The 16,357-nt window shown below is 64.6% G+C and carries 10 protein-coding genes; 5 read left to right on the top strand and 5 right to left on the bottom strand.

The features are described 5' to 3' along the window. Window positions 1-12 precede the first annotated feature (12 nt). The gene (locus BRX37_RS13955) at window positions 13-1,047 is read right to left on the bottom strand and encodes an aldo/keto reductase (RefSeq protein ID WP_125987684.1); all 1,035 of its coding nucleotides are present in this window, start codon (window positions 1,045-1,047) and stop codon (window positions 13-15) included. A gap of 88 nt (window positions 1,048-1,135) precedes the next feature. Between BRX37_RS13955 and BRX37_RS13950 the strand changes: the two genes are divergently transcribed. The 3 genes from BRX37_RS13950 (at window position 1,136) to BRX37_RS13935 (ending at window position 6,429) form a co-directional block, all read left to right on the top strand. Next, window positions 1,136-2,059 (top strand): LysR family transcriptional regulator, encoded by a 924-nt coding sequence (locus BRX37_RS13950; protein WP_017499799.1) that lies wholly within the window; start codon window positions 1,136-1,138, stop codon window positions 2,057-2,059. A 168-nt stretch (window positions 2,060-2,227) separates the two neighbouring features. Further along, entirely contained in the window at window positions 2,228-4,765 is a 2,538-nt protein-coding gene (locus BRX37_RS13940) for a TonB-dependent receptor (RefSeq protein ID WP_125987656.1), read from the top strand. A gap of 11 nt (window positions 4,766-4,776) precedes the next feature. Next, window positions 4,777-6,429 (top strand): alkaline phosphatase D family protein, encoded by a 1,653-nt coding sequence (locus tag BRX37_RS13935; protein WP_125987654.1) that lies wholly within the window; start codon window positions 4,777-4,779, stop codon window positions 6,427-6,429. A gap of 51 nt (window positions 6,430-6,480) precedes the next feature. Here BRX37_RS13935 and BRX37_RS13930 read toward each other — a convergent pair whose 3' ends face one another. From BRX37_RS13930 to BRX37_RS13915, 4 genes are read right to left on the bottom strand one after another with little or no spacing between them, the layout of a single operon-like run. Further along, on the bottom strand, window positions 6,481-7,989 hold the full coding sequence (locus tag BRX37_RS13930; RefSeq protein ID WP_125987652.1) for a CRTAC1 family protein: 1,509 nt from the start codon (window positions 7,987-7,989) through the stop codon (window positions 6,481-6,483). Window positions 7,990-8,008: 19 nt separating this feature from the next. Continuing rightward, window positions 8,009-9,310: an MFS transporter gene (locus BRX37_RS13925; RefSeq protein ID WP_125987649.1), complete on the bottom strand. Its 1,302-nt coding sequence runs from the start codon at window positions 9,308-9,310 to the stop codon at window positions 8,009-8,011. Between the two features lie 32 nt (window positions 9,311-9,342). Beyond that, window positions 9,343-10,344, bottom strand: a complete 1,002-nt coding sequence (locus tag BRX37_RS13920; protein WP_125987647.1) for a FecR family protein — start codon at window positions 10,342-10,344, stop codon at window positions 9,343-9,345. Continuing rightward, window positions 10,304-10,891: an RNA polymerase sigma factor gene (locus tag BRX37_RS13915; RefSeq protein WP_026108886.1), complete on the bottom strand. Its 588-nt coding sequence runs from the start codon at window positions 10,889-10,891 to the stop codon at window positions 10,304-10,306. Before BRX37_RS13915 ends, BRX37_RS13920 begins: the two co-directional genes overlap by 41 nt. 329 nt (window positions 10,892-11,220) lie before the next feature. Between BRX37_RS13915 and BRX37_RS13910 the strand changes: the two genes are divergently transcribed. Together BRX37_RS13910 and BRX37_RS13905 are read left to right on the top strand one after the other, a co-directional pair. After that, window positions 11,221-13,938, top strand: coding sequence for a TonB-dependent receptor domain-containing protein (locus tag BRX37_RS13910; RefSeq protein WP_318276685.1), 2,718 nt, complete (start codon window positions 11,221-11,223; stop codon window positions 13,936-13,938). A 79-nt stretch (window positions 13,939-14,017) separates the two neighbouring features. Continuing rightward, complete coding sequence (locus BRX37_RS13905; protein WP_318276684.1) at window positions 14,018-16,105, top strand: acylase; 2,088 nt, start codon at window positions 14,018-14,020, stop codon at window positions 16,103-16,105. Window positions 16,106-16,357 lie beyond the last annotated feature (252 nt).

Below are 16,357 nucleotides of genomic sequence, written 5' to 3'. Positions count from 1 at the left end.
ATGCTCCTCCCGTCAGACAAGCGGCGGGTTCAGCCGGGCGAAACCGTCCTGTTGGTGATAGGGGGCGTGGGGATAGGCCGGCATCTGGTAGCTGGCCCGGTCGAGCCGGGCGACCTGATCGGCGGTCAGCGACCAGCCGACCGCCCCCAGATTCTGGCGCAACTGTTCCTCGTTGCGGGCGCCGATGATGACCGACGACACGGTCGGCCGCTGCAACAGCCAGTTGAGCGCGACCTGCGGCACCGTCTTGCCGGTTTCCGCCGCAATCTCGTCCAGCGCATCGACCACGCGATAGAGATGCTCCTCCTCCACCGGCGGCGCGAAGGCGGCGGTCTGGTGCAGGCGGCTGCCCTCCGGGATCGGGCTGCTGCGCCTGATCTTGCCGGTCAGGCGGCCCCAGCCGAGCGGGCTCCACACCAGTGCGCCCACGCCCTGGTCGGCGGCAAGCGGCATCAGATCGGCCTCATAGGCGCGGCCGATCAGCGAATAATAGACCTGGTGGGCGACGAAGCGCGGCCAGCCATGGCGATCCGCCACGTCCAGCGCCTTCATCAACTGCCAGCCGGGATAGTTGGACACGCCGACATGGCGCAGCTTGCCGGCACGGACCAATTGGTCGAGCGTCGCCAGCAATTCCTCGACCGGGGCCGACGCGTCGAAGGCGTGAAGTTGCAGCAGGTCGATATGATCGGTGCCAAGGCGCCGGAGCGCGGCTTCCACGCCGCCGATCAGCCGGTCGCGCGACACGCCCCAGTCATTGGGACCATCGCCGGTCGGCAGGCCGAGCTTGGTCGAGATCAGAAGCTGATCGCGCCGCCCCCTGATCGCCGCGCCCAGCACCTCTTCCGATGCACCGTTCGAATAGACGTCGGCAGTGTCGAACAGGGTGATGCCGGCGTCGAGGCAGATGTCGAGCAGCCGGCGCGCCTCCTGCGCGTCGCTGTTGCCCCAGGCGCCGAACAGGGGCCCTGAGCCGCCGAAGGTGCCGGTGCCGAAACTGAGCGCCGGCACGCGCAGGCCTGATGCCCCCAATTGCCGATATTCCATCGTCATCCCTTTCCATTCCGTGATGGACGCATAAATGGAAGGCAGGACTCCCCGCGTTTAGAGGGGCACAAGGCGAAGGATCTTTGCAATGGATGAAAAGATACCCTTTCATGCCGATCGGGCGCGGGCGCTGGAAACCTTTGCCACCGTGGTGGCCGAGGGCAGTTTTTCAGCCGCCGGACGATTGCTGGGCCTCACCCCCTCCGCCGTCAGCCGCGCGGTCGACCGGATCGAGGATCGGCTGGGGGTGCGGCTATTGCTGCGCTCCACCCGCGCGCTGACGCTGACGGCGGAGGGGCAGGCTTATCTGGCCAGCGCGCGCCGCATCCTGGCCGACCTGGACGAGGCGGAACAGACGATCGCCGATCGCGGCGCGCCGCGCGGGCGGCTGCGGGTCAGCGCCGCCCATTCCCATGGTCGGCTGTGCATCGTGCCGTTGCTGGGCGAATTTGCCCAGCTCTATCCGCATATATTGGTCGACATCAGCCTGAGCGACCGGCTGGTCGATATCGCCGGCGGGCAAGCCGATGTCGCCATCCGCTTCGGGCCGCTGGCCGACAGTCCGCTGACCGCCCGCAAGCTGGGCGAGAATGGCCGTGTCATCGTCGCCTCCCCCGCCTATCTCGCTCGGCATGGCACGCCGGTCGTGCCGGAAGATCTGCACGATCATAATTGCCTGAACTTCAATTTTCGCCGGGCCGAACCGGTCTGGCCCTTCCGCAAGGACGGGCGTGACTATGCGCTGAGCGTGCGCGGCACGATCGAGGCGAATAATGGCGAAACGCTGGGGCAACTGGCGGCCGATGGCGTCGGCATCACGCGGGTCGGCCGGTTCAGCGTCCAGCCCGAACTGGCGTCGGGCGACCTGGTGCCATTATTGGAAGACTATAATCCCGGCGATATCGAGACGATCCATGCCGTGTTCCTGGGCGGCACCAATGTGCCGGCACGGCTGCGCGTATTCGTGGACTTCCTGGCGGAACGGCTGACGCGACCTGCATCGGCGGCCTGAGCCGGGCGGCGCCTATATATCCCCGCGGCGGAGCAGTTGCCGGCTGATCCGGGTCGGTGCCAGATGGCGGCAGAGCGCATCCAGTGCCGCCGTCATATAAGCTGCGCATCACTGTCATGCGCGCTTCATACTCCCCTCCTACCCGAGCGCCGAAAGGGGAGAAATATCATGCACTTCCGTTCTCTTGCTCTGGCCGCTATCAGCCTGCCCGTTTTCGCTACGGCAACCGCCCATGCCGAAACGCCCGATGCCGCGTCGGCCGATTCGATCATCGTCACCGCACAGCTGCGCGAACAGGATCCGATCGACGTGCCGATGGCGCTGAGCGTCGTCGGCAATGAACAGATGGACCGTATGGGCCTTTATGAGTTCGACGCGCTGTCGCGCTTCGTGCCGGGTTTCGACGTCCAGAACCAGTCGCCCAACAATCCCGGCTTCGTGATGCGCGGCATCACGTCGGATAGCGGCACCGCCAGCAACGAACCGCGCGTGTCACTCTATCAGGACGGCGTTTCCATCTCCAAGTCGCGCGGCTCCTATGTCGAGCTGTTCGATATCGAGCGGGTCGAGATCGCCAAGGGGCCGCAATCGACCCTTTATGGTCGCGGTGCGCTGATCGGCGCGGTCAACATCATCCAGAACAAGGCGCAGCTCGACAATGTCGAAGCGGCGGGCCGGGTCTCCTATGGCAATTATAATAGCTGGCTGACCGAGGGCATGGTCAATGCGCCGATCGGCGAAGGCATGGCGATCCGCCTGGCCGGCCGCATCCGCAAGCGCGACGGCTATACCGAAAATCTGCTGGGCGGCGCCGACTTCAACTCGGCCGACACCAAGGCGGTGCGCGGCAGCTTCCATGGCGAGAAGGGCGATTTGAGCTTCGACCTGATCGGCAATTATCAGAAGGACACGCCAAACGGCACCGGCTTCAAGTCGATCGCCTATAATCCGACCGATCCGGCCACCGGCGTGGTGATCGGCGATCGCGGCCGCAACAGCGGCGCCGCGCTGGCAGCGGCCGATGGCTTCGAGGGTGGCAAGGGCCTAGGCCTTGATCGCCAGGTCTGGGGCGTCACCGGCATCGCCAGGCTGAAGCTCAACGACCAGTTCAACCTCACGTCCACCACCGCCTTCCGCCGCTTCGACGCGCTGGAAATCTTCGACGCGGACGGCATTTCCCTGCCGATGCTGACCGCGGCGGAAGATGCGCGCGGCCGCCAGTTCAGCCAGGAATTCCGCCTGACCTATGACAGCGGCCCGATCACGGCATTCCTGGGCGGCAGCTATTTCTGGGAAAATGGCACGCAGCGCGTTCCCACCCAGTTTGACGAGCGCGCCACCCTCGCCCGGCTGGCCGGCGCGCTGAACGGCGGCGGTGCCATCCCCGGCCGCGCCGCGAGTGATCCGGTGCCGGCCGCCCTGCTCGCCAGCCCCGCCTTCACCGGCGCGCTGCTGCAGGGTGTCGCCAGCGCCTATGGCGTCGCGCTGTCGAGCGCGCAGGCCCAGGCGATCGCCGCCAACCTCAAGTCCAACCATCTCGAAAGCACCACCAATGGCGCGCGCACCCGCGCCTTCGACCTGTTCGGCGACGTGACCCTGCGCCTGTCCGACCAGTTCGAGCTTGGCGGCGGTCTGCGCTACACCCATGACGACAAGCGCAGCACCTATATGTCGTCGGTCGACAATGGCCGGTCGATCCTGGGCGGGCTGATCGGCGCGCTGAGCCAGCCGGCGGCGGTGCGCACCGCGCTGCTGCAGGCGCTGGCCGTGCCCGGCGCCGCGAACATACCGACCTCGACCGCCTATCCGGTGCCGATGTTCGGCCTCGGCGCCCAGCCGACCGCGGGCAATGGCGGGGTCGACAGCGACACGCTCAGCAATGGCGGCTTTTCCTGGCGGCTGACCGCCCGCTACAAGCCGGGCACCGACACCAGCCTCTATGCCACCTATGCCCGTGGCCGTCGCCCGCAAGTGCTGGCCGCCAGTGCGCCGTCCGCGCCGATGGGCGCCACCCGCTTTTCCGTGCTGGACTCCGAAACGGTCGACAGTTTCGAACTGGGCGCCAAGACCGCACTGATGAACCGCACCCTGTTCGTCGATGGGGCGGCCTTCTTCTACCAATATGATAATTTCCAGACCACGGTGCAGCAGGGCACGCAATTCGTCCTGACCAATGCCGGCAAGGCGGAAAGCTATGGCTTCGAGGGCCAGCTGCGCTGGGTGCCGAGCGATGTGCTGACCCTGTTCGCGACCTACGCCTATAACCACAGCCGCTTCAAGACGGGCGTGCGCGACGGCAACCACTTCCGCCTGTCGCCCGACCATAGCGCGTCCTTCGGTGCGCAGGCGTCCCTGCCCGCCGGCCCCGGCCGCATCGTCTTCACGCCCAGCGTCACCTGGCAGTCGAAGGCCTATTTCGACGATGACAATGACCGCCCGGACCTGCAGCAGCCGCCCGCCGCTCTGGTCGCCGACAATATCCAGGACGAATGGCAGGGCAGCTATGCGCTGGTCAATGCGCGGCTTGGCTATGAAGCGCCCGGTGGCGCCTGGCGGATCGAGGGCTTCATCGAGAACGCCTTCGACAAGAAATATATCATGGATGCGGGCAATACCGGCGACAGCCTGGGCATGCCGACCTTCATCGGCGGGGCGCCGCGCTTCTATGGCGTGTCGGCCAGCTTCCGCTTTGGCGGTGCGCAATGAGCGAGGACAGCATGAAGCTTGACCGTCGCGCGGCGCTGGGCCTGATCGGCTCGGGCGCCGCCCTCCCCGGCATCGGCATGGCGGCGACACAAGCCGCCGCCAGCTTCGTCCATGGCGTGGCCAGCGGCGACCCGACCGAGCGCGGCGCGATCCTGTGGACCCGCGTCACCCCGCCCGACCCGGCGCAGCAGGCGGCGATCGCGCTGCGTTGGCATGTCGCCGAAAGTGCCGGCGGCAAGCCGGTCGAAAGCGGCACAGCGCAGGCGCGCGCCGCTCGCGACTTCACGGTCAAGGTCGAGCCGCGCAGCCTCAAGGCCGGCCATGACTATCATTACTGGTTCGAACTGGCGGACGGCACGCCATCGCCGGTCGGCCGCTTCCGCACCCTGGCCAGGGGCGCGGTGGCCGATGCGGTGCTGGCGGTGGTCTCCTGTCAGCTCTACCCCGGCGGCTTCTTCACCGCCTATGACTCGATCGCCGCACTCGACCGGATCGATGCGGTCGTGCATCTGGGCGACTATATCTATGAATATGGCGCCGACGGCTATGGCGCGGAGATCGGCCAGAAGATCGGGCGCGGGCTGGAACCCGCGCATGAGATCGTGACGCTGGCCGACTATCGCACCCGCCATGCCCATTACAAGGGCGACAGAAGCCTGCAGGCGGCCCATGCCCGTGCCGCCTTCATCTGCGTCTGGGACGATCATGAAACCGCCAATGACAGCTGGATCGGCGGCGCGGAAAATCACCAGCCCGCGACCGAGGGCGATTGGGCCAAGCGCAAGGCGGCCGCGATGCAGGCCTATTTCGAATGGATGCCGATCCGCGATCCGCAGGGCAATGATCCCTGGGAAGCGATCAACCGCCGTTTCGACTTTGGCGATCTCGCCACCCTGCTGATGGTCGAGACGCGCCTGCTCGCCCGCAGCGAACAGGCCGGCTTCAAGGGCGAGACGCCGGGCCGATCGGAAGTTGCGGCGGTGCTGGCCGAACGCAACCGGCCGGACCGCGAGATGCTGGGCGAACCGCAGCGCGCCTGGCTGGAAAAGGAACTGGCCGCGTCGGTCAAGGCCGGCACGCCCTGGCAGATATTGGGCAATCAGGTGGTGATGGCGCGGGTCAACGGCCCGGACCTTGCCAAGCTGTTCGGCGCGGAAAAGGCCGCTGCGATGATCGCGACGCTCGAACCGTCGGTGCGGGCGCAGGTGGAACTGGCGCAAGCGGGCTATCGCGCCGGCCTGCCATTCAACCTCGATGCCTGGGACGGCTATCCCGCCGCGCGCGAGCGGCTCTACCAGAGCATCCGCCGGACCGGCGCCCATCCGCTGGTGCTGGCGGGCGACAGCCATGCCTTCTGGGCGAACCAGCTGGCCGACGCACAGGGCAATGCCATCGGCGTGGAATTTGGCACATCATCGATCAGCAGCCCGTCGATCGGCGACATGCTGCCGAAGATGCCGATCGGCGATCTGCTGCAACAGGCAAGCCCGGAGGTCGCCTTCTGCGACCAGCGCGCCAAAGGCTATATCCTGCTGACGCTGACGCGGGAAAAGGCCACCGGCGACTATATCGCCATGTCGACCATCTATACCCCCAAGGCAGAGGCGCGCACGCTCAAGCGCGTCTCGCTGCCAGCGGGCGCCACCCGGTTCGACGCGACCTGAAAGCGCCGGGGGCTGCGGATGCCCTGCCCGCAGCCCCCGATCTCGCGAGACTTACCGCTCCCTGATGACGAGCGATTTACCCGCATATTTCGCCGGATCGACGTTCGGCAAGGTCTGGATCTTGCGCCCATTGCGGCTCATCCAGGTGACTTCAACCTTGACCGCATCCATGGTTTTCAGGCCGAAATGCAGCGGCGCCGCATTTTCCGAATTATAGCCGTCGCCGGTCGACAGCTGTCGTGTGGCCAATATCTTGCCGGCCTTGTCATAGAGGCGCACTTCCGCCCCCATGCGGGTGAAACGCCCCTTCGCGTCGAGCAGTGTAACCGACAGGCTGCGCCTGGCCGCTGCCCGGTCCAGATCATTGTGGAACAGGAAATGGCCGCCCTGGCTGGTATAGCCACGCATTACCGACAGATCGAGCGCACCGTCCCGGTCATAATCGACCCATTGCACGCCATGGTCGCCGACATTGAGCTGCGACGTTTCGGTCAGAACCTGCCGGAAGCCCTTGCCCGCTTCATTATGGAAGAGGCTGTCCCTGGGCTGCTGCTGGTCGCGCGGGCCATGATAGGAGGTGACATAGAGGTCGAGATAGCCGTCATTGTCATAATCACCCCACACCGCGCCGACGGCATGATTGTCGATGCCGACCCCCATCTCCTTGGCGATGTTGGTGAAGGTGCCGTCACCATCATTATGGTAGAGCGCATTCACGCCATAATTGGGCACGAACAGATCAAGATAGCCGTCATTGTCATAGTCGCCAACGGCGCAGCCGACACCGCCTTCCTCCTTGGAACGGCCCGGATTGTCCAGGCCCAGTTCGGGCGCGACATCGGTGAAGCTGCCGTCGCCATTGTTGCGCCACAGCGCATCGGCCGCGCCTGACTGATTGGCCAGGAAGACGTCCAGAAAGCCGTCGCGATTATAGTCGAACCAGCAGGCGCCCACGGTCGGCCGGCTATCCGACACGCCGGTGCCGGCCAAGACCTGCACGAACTTGCCCTTGTCGTTGCGATAGAGGCTGTTGGGGCCGATGCGATTGGCAGCATAGACGTCGAGGTCGCCGTCATTGTCATAGTCGACCCAACTGGTCTGGCGCGCGGAACGGTTGGGGATGGTCAGCCCCAGTTCGGGCGCGACATTGGTGAACTTCCTGCCGCCTTCGTTGCGGAACACAAGGCTCTGTTCGCCCGGCATGGTCGCCCCGCCCAGCAGGTCGATCCAGCCGTCGCCGTCATAATCGCCCCAGGCGACGCCGCGCATTTCCGGGCCGGATGTGGGAAGTCCCAGTTCCGGCCCGACGTTCACGAACGTGCCATTGTCATTGCGATAGAGGCGGATATCGCCCCCCTTGAGCGAGACAACGAGATCGAGGTCGCCATCATTGTCGAAGTCGGCCCAACTGTTGGACAGGGATCCGGCGATGGCGAAATCGCCCGGCTGTATGGAGGTGAAGGGCGGCTCGGCAGGCGGTGCCGCATCCTGCGCCGTTGCCGGCTGGCACAGCAGCATCAGCGGCAGGATATGGCAAAGCGTCCGGTTCAGCGATGGCATGGATATTCCCCTCTTTCTGTCAGATTTGGCTGGTTTTGCGCGTGTCGGGCATGCGCAGATAGACGATCAGCGACAGCGCGATCATGGCGGTGACGTACCAGTAGAAGCCGTCTTCCATCCCGGCATGCTTCATCCAGAGCGCGGCATATTCGGCGGTGCCGCCGAAGAGGGTGTTGGCCAGTGCATAGGGAAGCGCGACGCCCAGCGCCCGGATATTGGCCGGGAACAGCTCTGCCTTCACGATCGCGTTGATCGAGGTGTAGCCGGTGACGATCACCAGGCCGCCCAGCACCAGCAGGAAGGCGCCGAAGGAGGAGGTGACGCGTTCCAGCGCCGTGAAGATCGCGGTGGTGAACAGGACGCCGCTGATGCCGAAACCGATCAGCAGCGGTTTGCGGCCGATGCGATCGGACAGCCAGCCGGCCATGGGCTGCAGCAGCATGTAGATGAACAGCGCCGACGCCATGATCGCGGTCGCGGTCTGGCGGCCGAAGCCGGCGCTGTTGACCAGGAATTTCTGCATATAGGTGCTGTAGGCATAGAAGGCGAGCGTGCCGCCGGCGGTGAGCGCCATGACCAGCAGCACTTCGCGCGGATGGCGGCGGATGAGGTTGAGGCCGCTGGAGCGGGGCTGTTCGCTGACCGCCGCGCTTTCCTCGAAGGCTTCGGTTTCCTTGAGGCCCCGGCGCAGGCGATAGACGCCGACCGCCATCACTCCGCCGATCACGAACGGCACGCGCCAGCCCCAGCTTTCGAGCTGATGTTCGGTGAGGAAAAGCTGGAGCAGCAGCAGGACGCAGAGCGCCAGCAACTGGCCGGCGATCAGCGTCACATATTGGAAGCTGGAGAAGAAACCGCGCTGGTCGCTCTGCGCCATTTCCGACAGATAGGTGGCGCTGGCGCCATATTCGCCGCCGATCGACAGGCCCTGCATCAGGCGCGCGAGCAGCAGCAGGGCCGGCGCGGCGACGCCGATGCTGGCATAGCCGGGGATGGCGGCGGTCATCAGCGATCCGCCGGCCATCATCATGTCGGACAGGGTGAGACCCGCCTTGCGCCCCCTGCGGTCGGCATAGATGCCCATCGCCCAGGCGCCGATCGGCCGCATCAGGAAGCCGACGGCAAAGATCGCCGCCGCATTCAGCAACTGGGCGGTGCTGTCGTCCGAAGGGAAGAAGACCGGCGCGAAATAGAGGGTGAAGGCGGAATAGACATACCAGTCATACCATTCGATCAGATTGCCGATCGATCCGCCAAGGATGGATTTCAGGCGATCCTGGCGGGAAAGACTGGCTGGGGAGAGAGACGCAACATGTTCCATCCCCGTTGATACGGACGGCCCGGTGCGTTCTGCTAACTGCCTTCGGCGGACACCAAAATTATCGAATTGTCGCTGCCCGGAACGGCGCGGATGCCGAAGCCGCTTTCGAGCGCGTCGACGAAATCCTGCGACCGGTCGAGGCGGAAGGCACCGCCGACCCGCAGGCTGGCGATCGCCGGATCGCCGATCACCAGCGGGGTGGGGCGATAGCGGTTGAACTCCTCGATCGCCTGGGCGAGCGTGTCGCCCTCGAACTCGACCATCCCTGCCTGCCAGGCGGTGCGCTGCCGGATCTTGGCCGGTTCCAGATGGGTGACAGCGATGCTGCCGCTGCGCACGGCGGCGCTGCGCCCGCTTTCGATCCGACGGACGGCGGAGTCGCCGTTGCGCACCGCCACGATCCCCTCGATCACGGTCAGTTCGGTGACATCGGCGCGCAGGCGGACGTTGAACATCGTGCCCACGGCGCGCACCAGCGTCCCGTCGGCATTGACGATGAAGGGCCGTTTCTTGTCATGCGCGACATCGAACTGCGCCTCGCCCTTCAGCAGGGTGATCTGCCTGATGTCGTCGCGCAGGGCGACCTCGACCGAGCTGTTGGTGTTGAGATGGATGCGGGAGCCGTCGGCAAGCTGCACCGTGCGGGTCTCGCCCAGGGCTGTGCGATAATGATCGACCGTGCCGAGCAGGCGCAGCGCGACGGTGGAGGCGACGCCGATCGCGGCGGCTGCGGTTGCCAGGCCGATGAGCAGGCCACGCCGGCCGACCAGGTGCGGCCGGATTTCGGCAACGGGTTCTTCCGGGGCGGGATCTTCGGGCAGCGCGATTGCCGGCGCTGCAGGTTCGTCCCGCTGACTGACGGGCAGTTCATTGAGCCGCTCGGTCAGTTCCCAGCCGGCCTCCGCCTTGGCAAAGGCGAAGCCATGGGCAGGGTCCAGCGCCACCCAGGCATAGGCGTCATTCCAGTCTTCCGGGGCGTCGCTCGCCCGCGCCTTAAGATACAGACGAGCCGCTTCGGCCTCGATCGCCTGCATGTCCTCCGCGCTTCTGTAGCGACCAACCAAATCCAGAACCCTCAAACTGTCCGATGGCTTGCATTATCTTCACAGCCGCGCGCGTCAAATGCTTGTCCACTGTAAAGACGGATAGCTCCATCTCCTCTGCTATCTCCTTGACCGATTTCTCATGGACCCGGCGCAGGATGAAGGCCCGCCGGCATTGCGCCGGCAGCGTGTCGAGAATGGCCTGGAGATGGCGCAGTTCATCGCGCGCGTGCAGCGCTTCCTCGGTCGAATTGTCGGTCTGGAGCACATCGAGTTCGGCGACCAGTTCGAGCGACACGATCTTCTCGCGCCGGGCCTCGTCGATCAGCAGGTTGCGCGCGATCTGGAACAGGAAGGCCTTGCCGCTCTGTGCGCGGTGAATGTCGCCATTAGCATAGGCGCGGGTCATGCATTCGGCGACGATGTCGTCCACATCCTGGCGATGGGACACTACCCGGCGCAGGCGGGAGCGCAAGGCGCCCTCATGGGGCAGGATGGCCTGCTTGAACCAGTCCAGCCTTGCCCTGATCGAGTCCACGTCCACAGCCACGCTTGTCCCCCTGTGCTTATCATTCTCCCCTCCGGCGCGCCCGATCCGGCGCTGCGTCGAGGCAGTGCTAGACCGATAGCGAAGGCCCCCTCGTCACAAAAATGAGATATTTTTAAGCGTCGTTAGCAGAAACGCGATCGGCCTCCGTATCCACCACCGAAGGGCAAATAATTTCGCAGCCCAATCATTTCACGGGGGATATGATGTCGCGTAATTTTCGGAACGTTTCTCTGTGCGCGGTCGCAACAGTTGTTGCCCTCAGCACCCAGTCGGCGGCAGCCGCGGAGCCGGCGAAATTCAAGATTCCGGCCCAGTCAATGCAGACGGCGCTGACGCTCTTCGCCAAGCAGTCTGGCATCCAGCTTCTCTTTCCCTATGACCAGGTCGCCGGCCTGCATGCCCAGTCGGTCAACGGCAAGATGGCGCCCGATGTCGCGTTGCAGCGGCTGATCGCCGGATCGGGGCTGAAGATCACGCTGTCGAACAACAATGTCATTGCCTTGTCGCTGAGCGCCCAGGCCCACAAGAGCCGCGCCGTCGAAGTCGCGAGCCTGGGCGTCACCGCCCTTCCCTTCGCGATGCAGGCCAGCACCGTACCGCAGGCCAGCACCGCCGCGGCCGAGGAAGCCCCCGGCCCGGCAATCGTCGTGACCGGGTCGCGCGGCCAGGCCCGCACCGTCACCGACAGCCCGACGCCGATCGACGTTATTTCCGGCGCGGATCTGACCCGCACCGGCAAGGCGGGCGTGTTCCAGGCGCTCAACACGCTGGTGCCATCCTTCAACCTGCCGGTGCGAGCGGGCGGCGCCACCTCCACCGTCATCGCGACCGGCGGCCTGCGCGGTCTCAATCCCGACCAGGCACTGATCCTGGTCAACGGCAAGCGTCGCCACAAGACCTCGCTCATCAACGCGGTGTCGACGCTCTACAACGGCTCGGTCCCGGCCGATCTGGACATGATCCCGACCGCCGCGGTCGATCATATCGAAGTGCTGCGTGACGGTGCCGCCGCTCAATATGGGTCGGACGCCATCGCCGGCGTCATCAACATCATCCTGAAGGATGACAGCAGCGGCGGCTCCGCCAATTTCACCGCCGGCCAGAATTTCGACCGGTCCGATGGCGAACTCTATCAGGCCGACCTCAATTTCGGGATGAAGCTGGGCGAGAACGGTTTCGCCAACCTCTCGCTCAACCTCAAGAAGCAGGAAATGTCGAACCGTGCGCTGCCGCTCGCCGACTGTTCGGTCACGGCCACCACCACCTGCCTCTATCCGCTGGTGAACGGACAGCTCGATCCGCGCGACGCAGCCGCAGTCGGCACCGAACGCATCGTCACCACCAGCTATGGCGTCATGCCCTCCCGCAGCATCAATACTGCGCTCAATGCCGGATATGATCTGGGCGGCGTCGAACTCTACGCCTTCGGCACCTACAGCCAGCGGCGGTCGGACCTGTGGTACAGCTATCGCTACCCCAAGGACATCAACAATGTCATGGGCATCTACCCCAACGGCTATCGCCCCCATATCATGATCGACGAGGAGGATTTCGAACTCACCGTCGGCGCGAAGGGCGAAGTCGCGGGCTGGGACTGGGACTTTTCCACCGGCTATGGCCGCAATCGCGCCCGCCAGTCGTCGGAAGGCACGCTCAACCCCTCGCTGGGCACGCTCAGCCCCACCGAATTCTATATCGGCACGCTCAAATCATCGGAGTTCGTCACCTCGCTCGACGTGACCCGCGGCTATGATGTGGGTGGCGGCAACCTGCAGGTGTCGGCCGGCGCGCAGCAGCGCCATGAACGCTACCAGACATTCGCCGGGGATGAGGCCAGCTATGCCGTAGGCCCGGCGATCGTGTCGGGCATGACGCCGGGCGCGCAAAGCTCGGCCGGCTTCCAGCCGGGCGACGCGGCCTATATGTCCCGCGACAATGTTTCGCTGTATGCCGACGTGGCGTGGGATCCCAACAAGGATATCACGATCGGCGCCGCTGCACGCTTCGAACATTATGACGATGGCAGCGGCAACACGCTGATCTGGAAGGTCAATGGGCGCTATGCCGCGACCGACTGGATCGCCTTTCGCGCGGCCGCCAATACCGGCTTCCGGGCGCCCGCCGTCGCCCAGCAAATCTATACCCAAACCACCAACCAGTTCCGCACCGTCAACGGTGTTCCCAACCAGTTGCTGCAGATCAAGACTCTGGCCGTCGACGATCCGGCCGCGATCGCGCTGGGCGCCAAACCGCTCCAGCCCGAAACATCGTTCAACATCTCCGCTGGCGTGGTGCTGACCCCGCTGCCCAATTTCAACCTGACGATCGATGCCTATCAGATCGACGTGGATGACCGCATCACCATCACCAGCACACTGACCGGCACGGCAATCTCCAACATCCTGATCGCCAGCGGCGTACCCGAAGCGGAGGCGCGGACGCTGACGGCGCAATATTATACCAACGCGATCGATACCCGCACCCGCGGCATCGACGTCGTCGCATCCTACAAGCATGGCCTGTTCGACACGGTGAACATGCAGTGGAATCTGGGCTTCAACTACAACAAGACCAAGATCACCCACATCATCGACAATCCGCCCGAACTGGCCGCGCTGGGCAGCGACTATGTCCTGTTCGATCGCGCGCGTCGCAGCAATATGACCAACAATCTGCCGCGCACCAAGCTGTCGATCAGCAACCTCGCCACCATGGGCGACTTCACCCTGTCGTCGCGCCTGACGCGCTTCGGCGGCTTCAAATCCTATCAGAACGGCGTCACCAGCAATGGCGTCACCACCTATCCGAATGATCGCAGCTATGGTGCCCAGTGGATCACCGACCTGGAGGCCAGCTGGCAGGTCACACCACTGGTCAACATCGCGATCGGCGCGAACAATATCTTCAACGTCTATCCCGACAAGAACCGGGCCAGCGACGTCAGCGCCACGCTGGGCCAGGGGCTCTATGCCGGCACCTCGCCGATCGGGTTCAGCGGCGGCTTCTATTATGGCCGCGTCGGCCTGAGTTTCTGATCCATCACCGACCAAGGCGCCGCTCCGCACGGGGCGGCGCATTTTCTGCACTGACGGGAGAATGATGGCGATGCGCCATATGACGATCTGGCTGGCGGCCCTGGCTGCTTCCTCCGCGATGACCGCCTCGGTAGCGGCCCCCTCCACCCGTTGGGGCGGCGGCGAAATATTGTGGGACAGTTTCGGCGTGCCCCATATCTACGCAAAGACCGAGGAAGGCGGCTTCTACGGCTTTGGCTATGCCCAGGCCCAGAGCCACGGCAACCTGCTGTTGCGCATGTATGGCGAAAGCCGCGCTCGCGCTGCCGAATATTGGGGCGAGAAATATGAGAGCCAGGACAAATGGCTGGTCGCCAATGACGTGCCGGCCCGCTCCGCCCAGTGGTTCAGACAGCAGACGCCGCAAATGCAGAAGAATCTCGAAGCCTTTGCAGCCGGGGTGAATGCCTATGCCGCCGCCCATCCCGACAGAATCGCGCCGGAAGTGAAGGTCGTGCTACCGCTCCGGGGCGTCGACATCATCGCCCATGCCCAGCGGCTGATGAATTTCGGCTATATCGCATCCGACCGGAAGGTGCTGACCGATCCGTCGATCAACGAGGCCGGCGGGTCGAACGCCTGGGCGGTCGCGCCTTCGCGCTCGGCCAGCGGCAAGGCGATGCTGCTCGCCAACCCGCATCTGCCCTGGGCGCCGAGCCAGCTTACTTATTATGAGGCACAGATCACCGCGCCGGGCCTGGCCATCTACGGCGCGACACAGGTCGGCCTGCCGGTGTTGCGCTTCGGCTTCAACAATGATCTTGGCTTCACCAACACCGTCAACACGATGCAGGGTTTCACGAGCTACAAGCTGGTGCTGGAAGGCGATGGCTATCGCTTCGACGGCAAGACGCTGCCGTTCGATACGGTGACGAAGAGCTACAAGGTCAAGCAGGCGGACGGCACGCTGAAGAGCGTCAGCTTCGAACAGAAGAGCACGGTCCATGGCCCGGTCTTCACCCTGCCTGACGGCAAGACGACGGTCGCGCTCAAGGTCGCCGGCCTCGACCGGCCCGGCGTGCTGGAGCAATATCTGGAGATGGGCAAGGCGCGCGACTGGGGCGCGTTCGAAAAGGCGCTGCGCAAGATGCAGGTGGTGATGTTCAACATCATCTATGCCGACCGCGCCGGCCATATCCTCTATCTCGACAACGGCCTGCTGCCCAAGCATGCGAGCGGCGACCTCAAATATTGGTCGGCGCCGGTGCCGGGCGATACCTCGGCGACGCTGTGGAAAGATGTCCACAGCTATGACGACATGCCCAAGCTGCTCGATCCGGCGACCGGCTTCGTCCAGAACGCCAATGATCCGCCATGGCTGGCGACCTGGCCCCGTGCGCTCGATCCCAAGAGCTTCCCTGCCTATGTCGCGCCGGTCGGGCCGATGAGCCAGCGGGCACAGATGTCGGTCAAGCTGATGAGTCAGACGCCCAAGATCAGCTTCGACGATTTCGTGTCGCGCAAGCTGACCACCACCTCGCTGATGGCGGAACGGATGTTGCCCGACCTGCTGGCAGCAGCCGCCGGATCGAACGATGCCGAGGTGCAGGCGGCCACGGCGTTGCTCAAGGGCTGGGACCATCGGTTCGAACCCGACAGCCGCGCAGCGCTGCTGTTCGAAACCTGGGCCGGCCTCTTCGCGCCCAAGAATTTCACCGACCAGTCCAACTATGCCGTCAAATGGACTCTGGACGACCCGCTGGAAACGCCACGCGGCCTGAAAGACCCGACGGCGGCCGTCGCCATGCTGAAGGAAGCGGTGGCGAAGACGAAGCAGCTATACGGCGCGATCGACCGTCCGTTCGGCGATGTCTCGCGCTTTCATATCGGCGATGTAAGCGTGCCGGCCAATGGCGGCTTCGGCAATACCGGCGTGTTTCGCACCATCACCTGGGGGCCGATGAAGAATGGCGAGCGCACGCCCGTCCATGGCGAGACATGGGTTTCCATGGTCGAATTCGGCACGCCGATGAAGGCCGTCGGCCTGATGAGCTATGGCAATAGCAGCCAGCCCGGTTCCTGGCACAATAGCGACCAGTTGCAATTGCTGGCCGACAAGAAGTTCCGCACCCTGTGGATCAGTCGTGCTGACGTGGAAGGGCATCTGGAAGAGAAGACCGCGTTCTGACAAGCAGCGCGCGCCGGGGTGCAGGTGCTGCATCCCGGCGCGCGCGAATGGATGCGGCTGTGCTGCATCACGCAGGCACAAAGCCGCTCCCCTTTTACCCCTCTTCGCCCATCAAAGCCTCGTCGTCGCAACCCCGCGTTGCGGCTCAGTGATGCGCACGCCCCCTGCCCAGACCGCTCGCCATCCGAAAATATGACCCTCAACGCATATTTGCGTTGACTTCAATCAACTGCGTTAATATCAAAATTGCAC

Origin of the sequence: Sphingomonas sp. S-NIH.Pt3_0716, assembly GCF_003950715.1 — a bacterium.
GTDB lineage: Bacteria > Pseudomonadota > Alphaproteobacteria > Sphingomonadales > Sphingomonadaceae > Sphingobium > Sphingobium yanoikuyae_A.
The sequence above is the reverse complement of the archived record's forward strand: the minus strand, read 5'-3'. Positions and strand labels throughout refer to the sequence as shown.